The organism is Pseudomonas sp. NBRC 111132 (assembly GCF_001320565.1).
Lineage (GTDB): Bacteria > Pseudomonadota > Gammaproteobacteria > Pseudomonadales > Pseudomonadaceae > Aquipseudomonas > Aquipseudomonas putida_P.
Genome location: NZ_BCBI01000092.1, coordinates 1 through 14873, shown reverse-complemented (window position 1 = coordinate 14873; position 14873 = coordinate 1). Strand labels below are relative to the sequence as shown.

14 protein-coding genes and 1 pseudogene are annotated in these 14873 nt (G+C 62.9%); 6 read left to right on the top strand and 9 right to left on the bottom strand.

Annotated elements, in window-relative coordinates:
* A pseudogene (locus tag APH35_RS29560) lies at nucleotides 1–250 on the bottom strand (hypothetical protein); the annotation flags it as partial.
* Between the two features lie 32 nt (nucleotides 251–282).
* Here APH35_RS29560 and APH35_RS26925 point away from each other — a divergent pair.
* Both APH35_RS26925 and APH35_RS26920 read left to right on the top strand, forming a co-directional pair.
* Entirely contained in the window at nucleotides 283–975 is a 693-nt protein-coding gene (locus tag APH35_RS26925) for a response regulator transcription factor (RefSeq protein ID WP_060515784.1), read from the top strand.
* Entirely contained in the window at nucleotides 972–2237 is a 1266-nt protein-coding gene (locus tag APH35_RS26920; RefSeq protein WP_060515783.1) for a HAMP domain-containing sensor histidine kinase, read from the top strand. Before APH35_RS26925 ends, APH35_RS26920 begins: the two co-directional genes overlap by 4 nt.
* 31 nt (nucleotides 2238–2268) lie before the next feature.
* Here APH35_RS26920 and APH35_RS26915 read toward each other — a convergent pair whose 3' ends face one another.
* Entirely contained in the window at nucleotides 2269–2736 is a 468-nt protein-coding gene (locus APH35_RS26915; protein ID WP_012272214.1) for an Lrp/AsnC family transcriptional regulator, read from the bottom strand.
* A gap of 163 nt (nucleotides 2737–2899) precedes the next feature.
* On the opposite strand from APH35_RS26915, the gene APH35_RS26910 reads away from it, so the two are divergent.
* Nucleotides 2900–4150: a Zn-dependent hydrolase gene (locus APH35_RS26910; protein ID WP_060494589.1), complete on the top strand. Its 1251-nt coding sequence runs from the start codon at nucleotides 2900–2902 to the stop codon at nucleotides 4148–4150.
* Nucleotides 4151–4228: 78 nt separating this feature from the next.
* Nucleotides 4229–5434: a diaminopropionate ammonia-lyase gene (locus tag APH35_RS26905; protein ID WP_012272216.1), complete on the top strand. Its 1206-nt coding sequence runs from the start codon at nucleotides 4229–4231 to the stop codon at nucleotides 5432–5434.
* Between the two features lie 12 nt (nucleotides 5435–5446).
* On the opposite strand, the gene APH35_RS26900 is transcribed toward APH35_RS26905, so the two are convergent.
* The 6 genes from APH35_RS26900 to APH35_RS26875 form a co-directional block, all read right to left on the bottom strand.
* Nucleotides 5447–6631 carry an MFS transporter gene (locus tag APH35_RS26900; protein WP_012272217.1) on the bottom strand — a complete coding sequence of 395 codons (1185 nt, stop codon included), beginning with the start codon at nucleotides 6629–6631 and terminating at the stop codon, nucleotides 5447–5449.
* Between the two features lie 105 nt (nucleotides 6632–6736).
* Nucleotides 6737–7207 carry an Lrp/AsnC family transcriptional regulator gene (locus APH35_RS26895; RefSeq protein ID WP_012272218.1) on the bottom strand — a complete coding sequence of 157 codons (471 nt, stop codon included), beginning with the start codon at nucleotides 7205–7207 and terminating at the stop codon, nucleotides 6737–6739.
* 21 nt (nucleotides 7208–7228) lie between these two features.
* Nucleotides 7229–8524: an NAD(P)/FAD-dependent oxidoreductase gene (locus APH35_RS26890; protein ID WP_060494588.1), complete on the bottom strand. Its 1296-nt coding sequence runs from the start codon at nucleotides 8522–8524 to the stop codon at nucleotides 7229–7231.
* A 96-nt stretch (nucleotides 8525–8620) separates the two neighbouring features.
* On the bottom strand, nucleotides 8621–9460 hold the full coding sequence (locus tag APH35_RS26885) for an ABC transporter substrate-binding protein (protein ID WP_060494587.1): 840 nt from the start codon (nucleotides 9458–9460) through the stop codon (nucleotides 8621–8623).
* 61 nt (nucleotides 9461–9521) lie between these two features.
* Nucleotides 9522–10286 carry an amino acid ABC transporter ATP-binding protein gene (locus APH35_RS26880; protein ID WP_081337075.1) on the bottom strand — a complete coding sequence of 255 codons (765 nt, stop codon included), beginning with the start codon at nucleotides 10284–10286 and terminating at the stop codon, nucleotides 9522–9524.
* A 15-nt stretch (nucleotides 10287–10301) separates the two neighbouring features.
* On the bottom strand, nucleotides 10302–11267 hold the full coding sequence (locus tag APH35_RS26875) for an amino acid ABC transporter permease (RefSeq protein WP_012272222.1): 966 nt from the start codon (nucleotides 11265–11267) through the stop codon (nucleotides 10302–10304).
* Between the two features lie 249 nt (nucleotides 11268–11516).
* On the opposite strand from APH35_RS26875, the gene APH35_RS26870 reads away from it, so the two are divergent.
* Nucleotides 11517–12176: an alpha/beta hydrolase gene (locus APH35_RS26870; RefSeq protein ID WP_060515782.1), complete on the top strand. Its 660-nt coding sequence runs from the start codon at nucleotides 11517–11519 to the stop codon at nucleotides 12174–12176.
* Here APH35_RS26870 and APH35_RS26865 read toward each other — a convergent pair.
* Entirely contained in the window at nucleotides 12161–13042 is an 882-nt protein-coding gene (locus tag APH35_RS26865; protein WP_012272224.1) for a LysR family transcriptional regulator, read from the bottom strand. The two genes, APH35_RS26870 and APH35_RS26865, sit on opposite strands and share 16 nt — an antisense overlap.
* 185 nt (nucleotides 13043–13227) lie before the next feature.
* On the opposite strand from APH35_RS26865, the gene APH35_RS26860 reads away from it, so the two are divergent.
* Entirely contained in the window at nucleotides 13228–14871 is a 1644-nt protein-coding gene (locus APH35_RS26860) for an acetolactate synthase large subunit (protein ID WP_012272225.1), read from the top strand.
* Nucleotides 14872–14873: the final 2 nt, after the last annotated feature.

The window sequence follows — 14873 nt, the reverse complement described above, 5'->3', positions numbered from 1 at the left end:
GGATGTCGGCGATCCTGAAGGGGGAGGCCTGGGCCAGCGTGGCTTTCAGCAACAGGATGGAGAGCAACAGGCGCGGGTAGTTCATCGGGGGTTCCAGACAAGCGGATTCGGAGTGCAGCACGTGCGGGCAACCCGCATGCAGCGGGCGATGAGGATACGGGCGGGCTGTGTACGGCGCGGTTAGCCGAGGGTAAAGATGTGTAAAGTCCGACCGGCCGGCGGTGACAGTGCCCGCCTGCAGGGTGATCATTACGGCCCCTGCAATTGCGATATCTGGCCCTGATGATCCCTGTGCTGCTGGTCGACGACGACCGCGAACTGACTGAAATGCTCTCTCTGTACCTGGCGCGCGAAGGCTTCCAGGCCACGGCCGTGGACACCGGTGAAGAGGGCGAGGCCCAGGCGCTGTCCGGTAACTACCAGGTGGTGGTGCTGGACGTGATGCTGCCCGGTATCTCCGGTATCGAAGTGCTGCGCCGTGTGCGTGCACGCAGCCAGGTGCCGGTGCTGCTGCTGACCGCCCGTGGCGACAACATCGACCGCATTGCCGGCCTTGAACTGGGGGCCGATGACTATGTGCCCAAGCCCAGTTCCCCGGGGGAACTGGTGGCACGTCTGCGGGCGATTCTGCGCCGGGTACAGCCACAGCAGATGGGCGAGGCCAGTGCGCCCGAACAGCTACGCACCGGGGCATTGGAAATGTGGCCGGGCCGACGCGAGGCGCACTGGGGCGACGCTACGCTGGAGCTGACCGGCTCCGAGTTCAGCCTACTGGAGGCATTGGCCCGTCAGGCTGGCCAGTTGGTCAGCAAGCAGGACCTTTCGCTTAATGCCCTGGGCCGGCCGCTGACCCGTTACGACCGGCGTATCGACGTGCATGTCAGCAGCATTCGGCAAAAACTTGGCCCGCGCGCCGACGGCAGCAGCTGGATCCAGAGCGTGCGTGGCATGGGCTACATGTTGATCGTCGAATGATGCGCCGGCGCCTGTTCTGGAAGCTGTTTCTGGCGTTCTGGCTGGCCAACTGCCTGACCTTCCTGGTGGGGGCGGGCGCTTTCATGCTCAATGACTGGCGTGGCGATACGCCGGCGCTGCGCTCGCTGCTGGCCACCGAACTGCAGCTGTTGCAGCGTTACGGCGAGCAGGCAGGCCGACAGCTGCTTGAGGTATCACCGCAACCGCCCGATGTACAGGTGGGCCTTTACGACAGCCAAGGCCAGTTGCTGGCCGGCAGAGCGGTGCCGGTGGCGCGTTTCGAGCAGGCGTTGAGCGACCGTGAAGGTGGCCCGCTGGTGCTACGTGCTTCGGTGGCCACGGTGCTTGGCGAGCCACCGCGCCCGCGTGGTATGGGCCCGTTGTTTACCGGCACGCTGATGAGTGCACTGTTCGCCTTCCTGTGCAGCTTGTACCTGACTCGCCCGCTGGCCTGGTTACGTGAGGCGATGGGCCAGGTAGCCCAGGGCCGCTTCGATGTGCGGGTAAAGCCCAGGCTGGGCAAGCGCCGCGACGAGATCGTCGAGCTGGCGGAGGACTGCGACCGCATGGCCGGTCAGCTGAAGGCACTGGTGCAGGCGCAGCAGAACCTGCTGCACGATATTTCCCACGAACTGCGTTCACCGCTGACGCGCATGCATGCTGCCATTGGCCTGATGCGCCAGCAGCCCGACCGGCACGACATGCTGGAGCGGGTGGAGCGCGAATCGCGGCGCATGGATGACCTGATCGAGCAGTTGTTGACCTTGGCCCGCGCCCAGGCTCGCCAGGGCGATAGCGACTTTGCCAGCGTGGATGTGGTGGAGCTGCTGGCGCAGATCGTCGAAGACGCCCGCTTCGAGGCCGGCATGAAGCAGTGCCAGGTGTCTTTGCAAGCCCAGGGTGCGTTTCTCATCCACGGTCATGAAGAACTGCTGTACCGGGCGCTCGAGAACATCATCCGCAACGCGGTGCGCTACACCGCAGTTGGTACTGAGGTGTTGGTGGAGGCCGCTATGGCGCCGGGTGGGCAATGGTTTCAGGTCTGTGTCAGCGACCATGGGCCGGGCGTAGATCCGGCGCGCCTGCCGCGGATCTTCGAGCCGTTCGACCGGGGTGCCGACAGCGATGGTGATGGTTTCGGCCTGGGCTTGGCTATCGCCCAGCGGGCCATTGCCCTGCACGGCGGTAGTATCACTGCACAGGCCGCCGCCACTGGTGGTCTGCGGGTGCGCATCGAACTGCCACAGGCAAGCCCGGCTTGAGCCATTGAGGCCGTAAAGCGGCCTGAATGGCTCAAGCCGTGAGCGTCGGTACGAACATGCCGGTCTTCACATTGCTCATCGAAACCAACGTCTTGAAGCGTTTGACATTGTTGTTTTCGAAGAACAACTCACGGGTCAGCTGGGTGTACTGCTCCATGTGCCGCACCAGCATGATCAGCACGAAATCGCATTCCCCCGCCACGTAGTAGCACTGTTGCACCTGCGGGCAGGCGAGGAAGGTGCGCTTCATCTCGTCCAGCAGGTCCAGCCGCTCGTTCTCCACTTCGACCTCGGTGATTACGGTCAGCGTGTAACCCAGATGCACGGCATCCACCTGTGCCACCGTTCCACGGATCACGCCGTCGGCCGCCATTTTCTTCAAGCGCCGGTTCACCGCTGCCGAGGACAGGTTGACCTGCGTGCCCAGGTCCAACTGCGACGTCCCGGCATTGCGCTGTACGGCCTCGAGCAGGGCCAGATCGAAGTGATCGAGGGGCATGAAGGTATCTCCGTTGCTAAGCAGCGCCAAAGGCTGGAAAAGCGTAATGAAAGTGCATGAAAAGGTCGAAAATCAAGTTTTTCGTACGCTTTCGCCGAATAGAATTCTCCCATGATCAAACAGGGTGCGCTGCCATGGCATGGCACCCAAGGAGAAACGGTTGATGAATACGAGTACCCCGTTGCAATTGGACGGCGCGTTGCTATTGCAGCAAATCAGTGCGCTGGGGCAAGTAGGCGTCGACCCCATTCACGGCGGACGCACTCGGATTGCGCTGACCGATACAGAAAAGGCTGGGCGCGATCTGCTGGTTGAATGGATGCATGAGCTTGATCTCGAGGTGCAGATCGATCGCATCGGCAACATTTTCGGCACGTTGCGCTCAGCTACTGACAGCGGTGCCCAGCGCCCACTGATGATGGGTTCGCACATCGATACCGTCACCAATGCTGGCGCCCTGGATGGCTGCTACGGGGTGCTGGCGGGGCTGGCAGTGATACGTGCTTATCGTGAGGCAGGGCGGCAGCCCGAGCGTTCGATCACCGTTGGCGCCTTTACCAACGAAGAGGGCGTGCGCTACCAGCCAGACATGATGGGCTCGTTGGTATACGCCGGTGGCCTATCGTTGCAGCAGGCCCTGGATACGCTTGGCACCGACGGCACGCGGCTGGGCGACGAATTGGCGCGTATTGGCTATGCCGGCACAATGCAGCCAGGGGCCGTGGTGCCGCACGAATACCTTGAGCTGCACATCGAGCAGGGCCCGATCCTTGAGGCCGAGAACACCCTGATTGGCGTGGTCGAGAACCTGCAAGGCATTTCCTGGCAGCAGGTAGAGGTGCTGGGCCATGCCAACCATGCCGGCACCACACCGACTCACCTGCGCCATGATGCCGGTTTCGTGGCCAGTGCCATCGTTGCCGAACTGCGCGCCATGGCCGTAGATTCTGGCACGACCCTGGCCACCGTCGGCTGCATGCGGTTCGAGCCAAACCTGATCAACGTCATTGCACGCAAGGCGACCTTCACCGTCGACCTGCGCGACCCGGACGAAACCTGCCTGGCTCACGCCGAAAACCGCCTGAGCCAATACCTGGATTCCCTCGCCAAGCGTGAAGGCGTGAGCATCGCTACGGAGCGCCTGGTGCGCTTTGAACCAGTTGCCTTCGATGCCGGCCTGGTCGATGCGATCGAAGCCTCGGCGCGGCGCTTGGGCTTCAGCCACCGACGCATGACCTCTGGTGCCGGGCACGATGCGCAAATGATCGCCCGCATAGCGCCGGCTGCGATGATCTTCGTGCCCAGTCAGGGCGGCATCAGCCACAACCCGCGCGAGTTTACCGCTGACGATCACCTCGTTCAGGGGGCGCAGGTGTTGCTGGATGTCGTGAGCCATCGCCTGGCCCACACCTGATATTCATTGAAAAAACCGCCCACGGCAGTTTGGCTGCAGCGGCATGGGCTTGCTGATACTTGTAGAACGGAGTGCTGCATGTTTGTTTCCAACCCCAAGGCTGGCCGCCAGCCATACCCACAAGCGTTGCGAACTGTGATGAGCATTGCCAAGGCCGAAGAAAGCCGCCAGTGGCTGACCGGTTGGTCGTGCCTGAATGCTGGGGCCACGCCGCTGTACGGTTTGCCTGACCTGGCCGCAGAACTGGGCATAGCCCAGCTGTCGGTCAAGGATGAATCGGTGCGCTCGGTGCTCGGTAGCTTCAAGGCCCTTGGGGCGCCGATCGCCTTGGTTCGGTTGATTCTGCGAACCTTCCCCGAACAGCCTTTCGCGCCCCATGGGTTGCTGGAGGGCCATTATGCTGATCTGCTGGCCGGCTTTACCGTCGTCAGTGCCACTGATGGCAACCATGGCAAAGGCCTGGCGGCAGCAGCACACAGCATAGGCTGTCGCTGCGTGATCGTGCTGCACGCCAATGTCAGCATCGAGCGTGAGCAGGCGATTGCCGCCTACGGCGCACAGATCGTGCGGGTTGCCGGCAACTATGACAAGTCGGTCGAGCACGCCGCCGTGCTGGCGGCGAGCAATGGCTGGACCGTGGTTTCCGATACCTCGTATGAAGGCTATGAGGAGATCCCGCGCGACGTGATGCAAGGCTACGCAACCATCGCCGCGGAAATCATCGAAGCCACCGTCGGGCAGCCACCGTTCACTCATGTGTTCCTGCAGGGCGGGGTAGGTGGCTTGGCAGCTGGCATCGTCAGCTACCTGTGGGAACACTTCGGCGAGCAGCGCCCGCTGTTTGTCATGGTCGAACCCGAGCAGGCCGATTGCCTGTACCAAAGTGCGATGCTTGGCAAGCCGGCCAGGGCTGTTGGCTCGGTGGACTCGGTCATGGCCGGCCTGGCCTGTGGCGAGACATCGCCCCTGGCATGGCGCTTCCTGGAGCCGAGCATCGATTGTTTCATGACCATCAGCGACGACGAGGCCGTGGCCGCCATGCGCCGCCTGTCAGCCGGCAGCGTTCGTGACATTCCATTGATCGCGGGTGAGTCAGGTGTGGCCGGGCTGGCTGGGCTGGCCCGCCTGGTCAAGGACTCGGGCGCAGCCGCCAGCCTGGGGGTCGGTAGAAATGCCCGTATTCTCTTCATCAACACCGAAGGTGCCACCGCCCCCGGCGTTTACGCCGAGCTGTTGGGCGAAACGGCCGCCTCGGTGCTGGCGCGCCAGCAGTGCTGGGCCTAACGACCGGATGTTTCAGTGGCCGCCTTTCATCCGCCGTGCCAACAGGTAGATACCCAGGCCAACCAGCGCCGTCGCCGCGCCGATGAACCCGGTGCTGGTCCAGCCCATGCCGGCAGTGATCGCCATGCCGCCCAGCCATGGCCCCAGTGCATTGGCCAGGTTGAACGCCGCATGGTTCGACGCGGCGGCCAGGCTTGGCGCTTCATGAGCAATGTCCATCAGGCGGATCTGCAGCGGTGCGGCCAGGGCGATCATGGTACCCACCAGGCCGATGCCCAGCAGCAGGCTCCACAGTGCCTGGGCGGCGAAGGTGAAGAACAGCAGCACGGCAATCGACCACATCAACACCAGCCCCACCGCGCGGAATTGCAGGCGGTCGAACAGTTTGCCGCCCGCGATGTTGCCGACGATACCGCCAACACCGAACGCCGCCAGGCCGAACGGAATCCACTGCGGCGAGACCTGGGTCACTTGCAGCATGGTCGGCGCCAGGTAGCTGAACACGCAGAACATGCCGGCAAAGCCGATGGAAGCGATGGCCAGCGCCATCCATACCTGCGGGAGGGTAAAGGCCTGCAGTTCCTTGCGTGGGTCGCTGCGTACTTCGTCGTGACGCTGGGGCACGAAACGCCAGACCAGGGCGATGGTGCACAGGGCAATCGCGCCGACCAGCACGAAGGCCGAACGCCAGCCGAAATACTGGCCCAGGAACGTGGCCACCGGGTTGCCGAGCAACATGGCCAGGGTCAGGCCCATCATCACCCGAGCGACGGCACCTGCACGTTGATCTTTGGCCACCATGCTCGAGGCCACCACAGCCGCAATGCCGAAGTAGGCGCCGTGGGGCAGGCCACTGATGAAGCGGAAGGCGACCAGGCCGCCGAACGAGGGGGCGAAGGCCGTGGCCAGGTTGCCCAAGGCATACAGCAGCATCAACAGCAGCAGCATGTGCTTGCGCAGCAGTTTGGCACCGAGAATCGCCAGGGTAGGGGCGCCGACCATCACCCCCAATGCATAGGCGCTGATGGCATGGCCCACCTGTGGCTCGCTCAACTGCAGGTTGCTGGCTATGTCGGGCATCAGGCCCATGATGGCGAATTCGCCGGTGCCGATGGCGAAGCTGCCCAGCGCCATGGCGGCTTCCATCTTGGCGACGGTGCTTTTACTGGCGAGCGGGGGGAGTTCCTGGACTGACATCTGTATCCCTATTGAAACATGCTGAAACGTTCAAGGCGGGATCATAGTCAATCTGTGACTGCAACGTCGAGGACGCTGGACGGCTATTCAGCGTGTCGGGGGCAATCACAGTGTCAGCTTCTTGCTGAACTTTGTCTCCATGACAATGTGCGAAGCAGTGTGGGTCACGCCCTTGATCATGTTGATGCGGGTCAGCTCGGCATTCAGCTCCCCCAGCGTGTGGGTGGTCAGGTGGATGATGAAGTCCATTTCACCCGACACCGCATACACCGCCTGCACCGAGTCCATCTTGCGCAAAGTGGTCATCACGTCGGTGTAGCTCTTGTTGCTGCATGAAGTCATGGTGAAGCAGTTGATCACCTGCTGCAGCTTGTCCTGGTCGATGCGCACGCTGTAGCCGGTGATGACCCCGGCGTTTTCCAAGCGGTTGATGCGCTCCTGCACCGCAGAACGCGACACGCCCAGCTTGCGCGCCAGCGAGGCGGTGGGCTCGCGGGCGTTGGCCTGCAGCAAGGCCAACAGTTGCCGGTCTTTTTCGGTCAGTTTGAACAGCGCGCCGGGTGGGAGGGCGTCCATGGTGGTTCCTGGTGATTGTTCTTAGTGGTTGTACTGCGCGCGGGCTTCCTGGAACTTGTCCATCAGCTTCAGGCCGGCATACACCGTTTGCGCCGCCGCTGGCCCGAACGGCCCGCCGTTCCATTCCAGGCCGTAGGCGTCGAACAGGCGGTAGCGGTCACTTTCGTTACAGACTGCCTCGGCGATTACCCGTGCACCCACGGGTGCGGTGTTCATACCATGGCCCCCAAATGAAGTACAGGCCCACAACCCCGGGCCCAGAGGGCCGATGTGCGGCATCTTGTGGCGGGCGTAACCCATCAGCCCAGACCAGGCCTTGGCGATTTTCAAACCCTGCAGTTGTGGGTACACGCTAAGGATGTCACGGGTCAGCAACTGCCCCAGGCGCTGTTCGTCCTGCAGGTTGCGCGTGGTGATATGGCCACCCCACAGCAGGCGGTCACCCTCGACGATGCGGTAGTAGTCCGAGGCGCGGCGGTTGTCGCCCACTGCGTCTGTAGTACGTACTACATCGCGCAGGCGCTCACCCAGGTGCTCGGTCAGCACCACGTACGTGGCAATCGGCAGAAACGCACGGCGCAACTGGCCAAACTCAGGGCCGCCGTAGCCGCCGCAGCAGTACACCACATCGCCGCAGCTGACCGCCCCCTGGGCGGTGACCACCCGATGGTGGCCGGCCTTGCGTTCCACCCGCAGCATTGGCGATTGTTCGTGTATGCGGCCACCGGCCAGCTCGACCAACTCGGCCAGGCCCAGGCAGTAGTTCAGCGGGTGGAAGTGAAAGCCATGGCTATCACGCAGCCCCTGGAAGTAGCGGTCGGTGTTCAGACGGCTGCGCAGCGCCTGGGTATCGAGGTACTCCATGTCGAAATTGAAGTCGCGGGCCATGCGGTCGCGGGTGCGCTGCAGGTTGTCGGCGTCGTCGTAGCGCACCACGCTGAGTTTGCCGGTAGTTGCCGCGCAGCCTGGCAGTTGGTGGCGGGCGATGGTGTCGCGGACGATATCGACCCCCTCCAGCGACAGCCGGAACAGCGCCGCGGCGGTCTGCTTGCCGCAGCGCCGCTCGATCGCCGACAGCCCTTCGGACCAGCCTTGCAGCACGAAGCCGCCATTGCGCCCGGAGGCGCCCCAGGCCACCCGTGCCGCCTCCAGCAACACCACCGAGCGCCCGCGCATCAGCAGCTCGCGGGCCAGGCTAAGGCCTGCCAGGCCGCCACCGATCACGCACACATCGGCGCGGCTTTCACCTGTCAGTGCCGGGCGCAGGGGGGCAGCGCGCATGGTCCCGGTGTAGTAGTTATTGCTGTAGCTGGACATCGGCTGGGTCATCCTTTTGCTGGGAGCTGTACGTTTTGCGGCATGAGGGTGCCGCACGCCCTTCAAGGGAAGGGCGCTGGCCTGCGGGTCTGGGGGTTACTGCACTTGCGTGAGGTCGGCGCCGTACCACTTCTCGGACAGCTGTTTCAGCGTACCGTCGGCCTTCATGCCCTCGACCGCCTTGGCCAGTTCGGCGTTGAAGGCGTCGTCGCCCTTGTCGGTGGCGATGGCCAGTGGCTCGTAGTAGGCGGGCTTGCCCTGCACGGGGGTGATCGGGTATCCAGCCTTGATCGCACCCATGACGGTTGGCAGTGCCGACAAGGTGGCATCCAGGCGGGTGCCGTTGCCCATGCGCAGGTCGTCCAGCGGGCCCATGCTGTCGCCATAGGTCTGCACTTCGCCTGGCTCTACGCTGTAGCTGAAGGCTGGCACATCCGCTGCGTCGATTTTCAGCCGGCGGTTGATGTAGTCCTCGGAAGTGGTACCGGCCTCGACGCCGATGGTCTTGCCGTTAAGGTCGGCAGTGTTGCTCCCGGCGGCGTCCTTGTGCACGGCGAAGACGTAGGGGGTGTAGTAGTAGATGGCCGGGAAGTCGAGCACCCGGCCACGCTCGGTGGTGGGGGTCATCGAACCGACCGACAGGTCCCAGCGGCTGGCCCAGCGCCCTGCCGTGATGATGCCGTACTCGGGGGTGACGAAGGCCACTTGGGTGCCCAGGCGTTTGCCGATCTCGTTGGCTACATCGATGTCGAAGCCCTTGAGGGTATTGTCCTCGCCAAGGAACGACTGCGGTGGCCAGTTGGCGGCGGTGGCCACGTTCATGACCTTGCTCTGGTGGATGCGGTCAAGGGTGGCACCGGCCCAGGCGGCGCCGGCTATCAGGGTCAGGCTGCCAGCAACGGCGGTGAGTGCGAACAAGCGTGCGACTGGGTTCATTCGGTAAGTCTCCGGGCATGCAATTGTTGTTGTGGTGTTGGCACAGCGGTAGACACAGGCCTCAATGACTGAGGATCTGCGAGAGGAACTCCCTGGCACGTGCGTGGCGCGGGTTGTCGAAAAACGCATTGGGCTGGCCTTGTTCGATCACCTGGCCCTGGTCCATGAAGATGATGCGGTCGGCCACCCGGCGGGCGAAGCCCATTTCGTGGGTAACGCACAGCATGGTGATGCCGTCCTGGGCCAGCTCGCCCATGACGTCGAGCACTTCCTTGACCATTTCCGGGTCCAGCGCCGAGGTGGGTTCGTCGAACAGCATGATGCGTGGTTTCATGCACAGCGCGCGGGCAATGGCCACGCGTTGTTGCTGGCCACCGGAAAGCTGCCCGGGGAACTTGTCGGCCTGGCTGGCGATGCGCACCCGGTCCAGGTACTCCAGCGCCAGGGCACGGGCCTGGGCCTCGCTGAGCTTGCTGACCAGGCGCGGGCCGAGCATCAGGTTTTCCAGTACGGTCAGGTGCGGGAACAGGTTGAACTGCTGGAACACCATACCCACCTGGCGGCGGATAGCCGCCACGCTGGCTGCGTCGCGGTCCAGCGGGTTGCCGGCGATCAGCACCTGGCCTTTCTGGAAGTCTTCGAGCAGGTTCAGGCAGCGGATCAATGTGGATTTGCCCGAACCGGACGGCCCACAGACCACCACGATTTCGCCACTGGCGATCTCCAGGTCTATGCCCTTGAGCACGTGAAACTCGCCGTACCATTTCTGCAGGCCACGAATCGATATGGCGGCCTGGGCGATACCGGGGGTGAAAGGTTGGTTCATCATGGGGCTCCTCGATCAGCGATGGGCGCGGTCGAAACGTTTTTCCAGGCGCGACTGCACGGCTTCGAGCAGGATCGACAGCACCCAGTACAAGACGGCGGCGGTGATCAACATTTCCAGGTGGCGAAACTCCGCACGGCCCTGGGTGCGGGCGAGGAACATCAGCTCCCACACACCGATCACCGACACCAGCGAGCTGTCCTTGAGCATGGAGATGAACTGGTTGCCGGTGGGCGGGATGATCAACCGCATCGACTGCGGTAGGATTACCCGGGTCATGGCCTGGAAGGGGGTCAGGCCGATCGCCCGCGAAGCTTCCCATTGCCCGCGCGGGATGCTGCTGATACCGGCGCGGAAGATTTCCGTCATGTAGGCGCCGTAGCACAGCGACAACGCCAGGATCCCCGCCGGCACGGCACCGACTACATAGCCGAGCTGGGGGATACCAAGGTAGATCAGGTAGATCTGGATCAGCAGCGGCACGCCGCGAAAGAACGAGGTGTAGAAGCTGGCAATGGCGATGGCGAAGCCGTTGGACGACAGCCGTGCGGTTGCGCCCAGCAGCGCCAGGACGAAGGCGATGGCGATCGAGAGGGTGGACACGTAGACGGTGGTGAACACCCCTTGCGTGATCATGAAACCGACCTTGGTGGCGATGAAGCTGTAGGACAGGTCGAAGGTGTCGAAAAACAGCAGGAACAACAGCAACAGTTCGCACCAGACCGTAATCACCTGGGCCCGCAACGGAAAGCGGCCAAGGATGAACACGTTCAATACCAGGGTCACGGCCAGGGTGCCGGCCACGGCGATGTTGCGCATCAGCGGTGCCTGCAGGTCGAGCACGATCGGGCCCATCAGCCGGGCCAGGCTACCGTCGCCCACGCCGTAGAGCAGGGCGAGGGCGAAGATCACGGCGGCGGCCATACCCATGAATGCCGGGTTGTCGGTCGCGCGCGGTTTGACGATATGGTCTCTGTACATGGGGGCGTGCCTCACGGAGCTGGGCTCGTTTGTTGTTGTGGGGTCATTGTAGGGAGGCGAAGCGCAGGCAAGAACCTGGCGAACTGCAATGATTCTGCTGTTTCCAATTGCATTTGCTTGGGCATGAGCCTGACATATGCAACGGGATGCCTGTCAGATCGTTTGCCCTTTTGCAGGGGTGAGTACGGATGTAGGCTTGGCAAGCGGCGTGAATAAGCGCCATACATTCGGTTCACAAGGACAACTGCGATGTCGGACACCCCGCGTAACCCACTGCTCATCGACGGGCCGCTCGGCCAGATCGAGCTGTTGATCGACTACCCCGCTGGCGCACCGAAGGGGCTGGTGCTGGTCAGCCACCCGCAACCGCTGCTGGGCGGCAGCCCACGGCATATCGTGCCGCTGACCTTGGCACGGCAGTTATGTGCAGCCGGCTGGCAAGTGGTGCGGCCGAGCTTTCGTGGGGTGGGACAGACGCAAGGGGCGCATGACGAAGGCATCGGCGAAGCGCAGGACTGCATTGCGGTTATTCGTCACTTCAGCCGGGAACTGCCAGAGCTGCCGCTGGCCCTGGTCGGGTTTTCCTTTGGTGCCTACGTGTTCGCGCGTGTGGCTTGTGAGCTTGAAGGGCAGCTGCAGGCGGTGGCATTGCTGGGGCTGCCGGTGGGTGATGTGCCGGGCGGGCGTTATTACGAGCCATTGCCGGTGCCTGCGGATTGCCTGTTGCTGCATGGCGAACGGGATGAAATGGCGCCGCTGGCCAACCTGCTGCAATGGGCAGGCCCTGGCCAACGGGCGGTGTCGGTGTATGCCGGTGCCAACCACTTCTTCAAGGGCTGCCTGGGACGCGCAGTGGAGCAGGTGATCGAGCATCTGGCCCTGAAAACTGCCGGTTATCGCTCCAGGTAGTGGGTTTGCGCGGCAAAGTCGATGAACCGTTTGCTGGCGAGCGAAAGGTATTCCCCCGAGCGCCAGCACAAGCGGAAACTCATCTGCTGTGCCGGCCGGAAGGGCACACCGACGATGCCTGGCGTGCGCTGTTGCACCGAGCGCAGCAGGGTGGCCACCCCCATGTTGTCCAATGCGGCCTGCACCACAAGCGAGACGAAGTTGCTCTGCAGCGCCACTTGGTAAGTGATGCCATGCTCGGCAAAGAACGCGTCCAGCAGATGGCGTTGCACGAAGGTGCGGTCGAACACCACCATGTCGGTATTACGCAGGTCTTCGGCGGTGAGGAAAGCCTTGCCGGCATAGGGGTGATCGGGGTGCATGCACGCCAGCATCTCGTCGCTGCCCAGCAGGATCGATTCCTTGTCCGGCGGCACACGCCGGGACTCCAGCAGTGCGAGGTCGATTTCCCGCTGCTCCAGCCGATGGCCAATGTCTTCGGCACTGCCTTCGAACACGGTCATGGCAATGCCTGGGTACAACTGGCGGAAGGCGTTCATCAAACCGGGCACGTAGTGCAGGCCGAACATCGGCGGAATACCCAGGCGCACTTCGCCGCGCTTCAGGTCGGCCATGTCGCGCAGTTCTTGTCGGGCAACATCCATCTCGCGCAGGGCCGAGGCAATGCGTGGCAGAAATTGCTCGCCTTCTGCCGTGAGGATCACTTTGCGCGTGGTGCGGTTGAACAGGGTGACGCCCAGTTCTTCTTCCAGCCGGGTAACGGCCATGCTCAGCGCTGGCTGGGCGATGTGCAGGTGCTGCGCGGCCTTGGTGAAGCTGCCTTGCCGGACGATTTCGACACAGCAACGCAATGCCTTGAGGTTCATTGAGGGGTGCTACCTTTCATGCGAGCTGCATTCATAACGAACTGTGATGCTAAGCATCATAACAATATATTTATTATTATTAACCAGAGGGCCTACGATGCGCGCCACTGAGACATCCTGCAACATCTCAGTCACGCAGCTTAATAAATCTGCAATCCCACAAAGATTTTGAGGTAGTACCCCAAATGGCCAAGGCCGCCGATGTCGTTGTGCAATGCCTGGAAAACGAAGGTGTCGAGTATGTATTCGGCATTCCCGGTGAGGAAAACCTCGACCTGCTCGAATCCCTGCGCAAGTCGAAGATCAAGCTGGTACTGACCCGTCACGAGCAGTCTGCAGGTTTCATGGCTGCCACCTACGGCCGCCTGACCGGCAAGACCGGCGTCAGCCTGTCGACCCTCGGCCCTGGCGCCACCAACCTGGTCACCGCCAGCGCCTATGCCTACCTGGGCGGCATGCCGATGATGATGATCACCGGGCAGAAGCCGATCAAGAAGTCCAAGCAGGGCCGCTTCCAGATCATTGACGTGTGCGGCATGATGGACCCCATCACCAAGTACACCCACCAGTTCGCCTCGGCCGACAACATCCCGTCGCGCATGCGCGAAGCCTTCCGCCTGGCCGAAGAAGAAAAGCCGGGGGCGGTACACCTGGAGCTGCCAGAAGACATCGCCGCCGAGCAGACTGATGCACTGCCGATCCCGCGCAGCCTGCACCGCCGCCCGCTGGCCGAGCACGTGGCCATCGAAGCAGCCGTCGAGAAACTGCTGAACGCCCGTAACCCGATCCTGGTGATCGGCGCAGGCGCCAACCGCAAGATGACCGCCAAGGTCCTCAAGCAACTGATCGACAAGACCGGCATCCCGTTCATCACCACCCAGATGGGTAAAGGTGTGGTCGACGAGCGCCACCCGCGCTTCCTGGGCAACGCCGCGCTGTCGTCGGGTGACTTCGTTCACCGCGCCGTCGAAGCGGCCGACCTGATCATCAACATCGGCCACGACGTGATCGAGAAGCCGCCATTCTTCATGGTCCGTGGCGGCACCGAGGTCATCCACATCAACTTCCGCTCCGCTGAAGTCGATGCCGTGTACTTCCCGCAGGTTGAAGTGATCGGCGACATTGCCAACGCTGTTTGGCAGATCAGCGAAGCGCTGAACGACACGTCGCACTGGGACTTCACCCGCCTGATGGCCATTCGTGAAGCCAACGAAGCACAGATCGCCGAAGGCGCCGACGATAACCGCTTCCCGGTCTACCCGCAGCGCCTGGTGGCCGACATCCGTCGTGTACTGCCGTCCGAAGGCATCGTTGCCCTGGACAACGGCATCTACAAGATCTGGTTCGCCCGTAACTACAAGGCGCACAAGCCCAACACCGTGCTGCTGGACAACGCCCTGGCGACCATGGGCGCCGGCTTGCCATCGGCGATGGCCGCGCACCTGGTGCACCCGGACCGCCCGGTGATTTCGGTGTGCGGTGACGGCGGCTTCATGATGAACAGCCAGGAGCTGGAAACTGCGGTACGTCTGGGCATGCACATCACCGTGGTGATCCTGCGTGACGACGGCTATGGCATGATCCGCTGGAAGCAGGCCAACATGGGCTTCACCGATTTCGGCCTGGACTACGGCAACCCGGACTTCGTCAAATACGCCGAAGCCTATGGTGCCAATGGCCACCGCGTGGAAAGCGCCGAAGGCCTGCTGCCGCTGCTGGAACACTGCATCAAGACCCCAGGCGTGCACGTGATCGACTGCCCGGTCGACTACAGCGAGAACGACCGCATCCTCAACAGCGAGTTGCGTGAGCGCGCGCTGGCGGTATAACG

Coding starts and splice junctions, on each gene's coding strand:
- APH35_RS26880 (WP_081337075.1), bottom strand. CDS start 10,286: ATGAACCAACCTTTCACCCCCGGTATCGCCCAGGCCGCCATATCGATT.
- APH35_RS26915 (WP_012272214.1), bottom strand. CDS start 2,736: ATGCCCCTCGATCACTTCGATCTGGCCCTGCTCGAGGCCGTACAGCGC.
- APH35_RS26895 (WP_012272218.1), bottom strand. CDS start 7,207: ATGGACGCCCTCCCACCCGGCGCGCTGTTCAAACTGACCGAAAAAGAC.
- APH35_RS26900 (WP_012272217.1), bottom strand. CDS start 6,631: ATGTCAGTCCAGGAACTCCCCCCGCTCGCCAGTAAAAGCACCGTCGCC.
- APH35_RS26890 (WP_060494588.1), bottom strand. CDS start 8,524: ATGTCCAGCTACAGCAATAACTACTACACCGGGACCATGCGCGCTGCC.
- APH35_RS26925 (WP_060515784.1), top strand. CDS start 283: ATGATCCCTGTGCTGCTGGTCGACGACGACCGCGAACTGACTGAAATG.
- APH35_RS26885 (WP_060494587.1), bottom strand. CDS start 9,460: ATGAACCCAGTCGCACGCTTGTTCGCACTCACCGCCGTTGCTGGCAGC.
- APH35_RS26870 (WP_060515782.1), top strand. CDS start 11,517: ATGTCGGACACCCCGCGTAACCCACTGCTCATCGACGGGCCGCTCGGC.
- APH35_RS26905 (WP_012272216.1), top strand. CDS start 4,229: ATGTTTGTTTCCAACCCCAAGGCTGGCCGCCAGCCATACCCACAAGCG.
- APH35_RS26920 (WP_060515783.1), top strand. CDS start 972: ATGATGCGCCGGCGCCTGTTCTGGAAGCTGTTTCTGGCGTTCTGGCTG.
- APH35_RS26865 (WP_012272224.1), bottom strand. CDS start 13,042: ATGAACCTCAAGGCATTGCGTTGCTGTGTCGAAATCGTCCGGCAAGGC.
- APH35_RS26875 (WP_012272222.1), bottom strand. CDS start 11,267: ATGTACAGAGACCATATCGTCAAACCGCGCGCGACCGACAACCCGGCA.
- APH35_RS26910 (WP_060494589.1), top strand. CDS start 2,900: ATGAATACGAGTACCCCGTTGCAATTGGACGGCGCGTTGCTATTGCAG.
- APH35_RS26860 (WP_012272225.1), top strand. CDS start 13,228: ATGGCCAAGGCCGCCGATGTCGTTGTGCAATGCCTGGAAAACGAAGGT.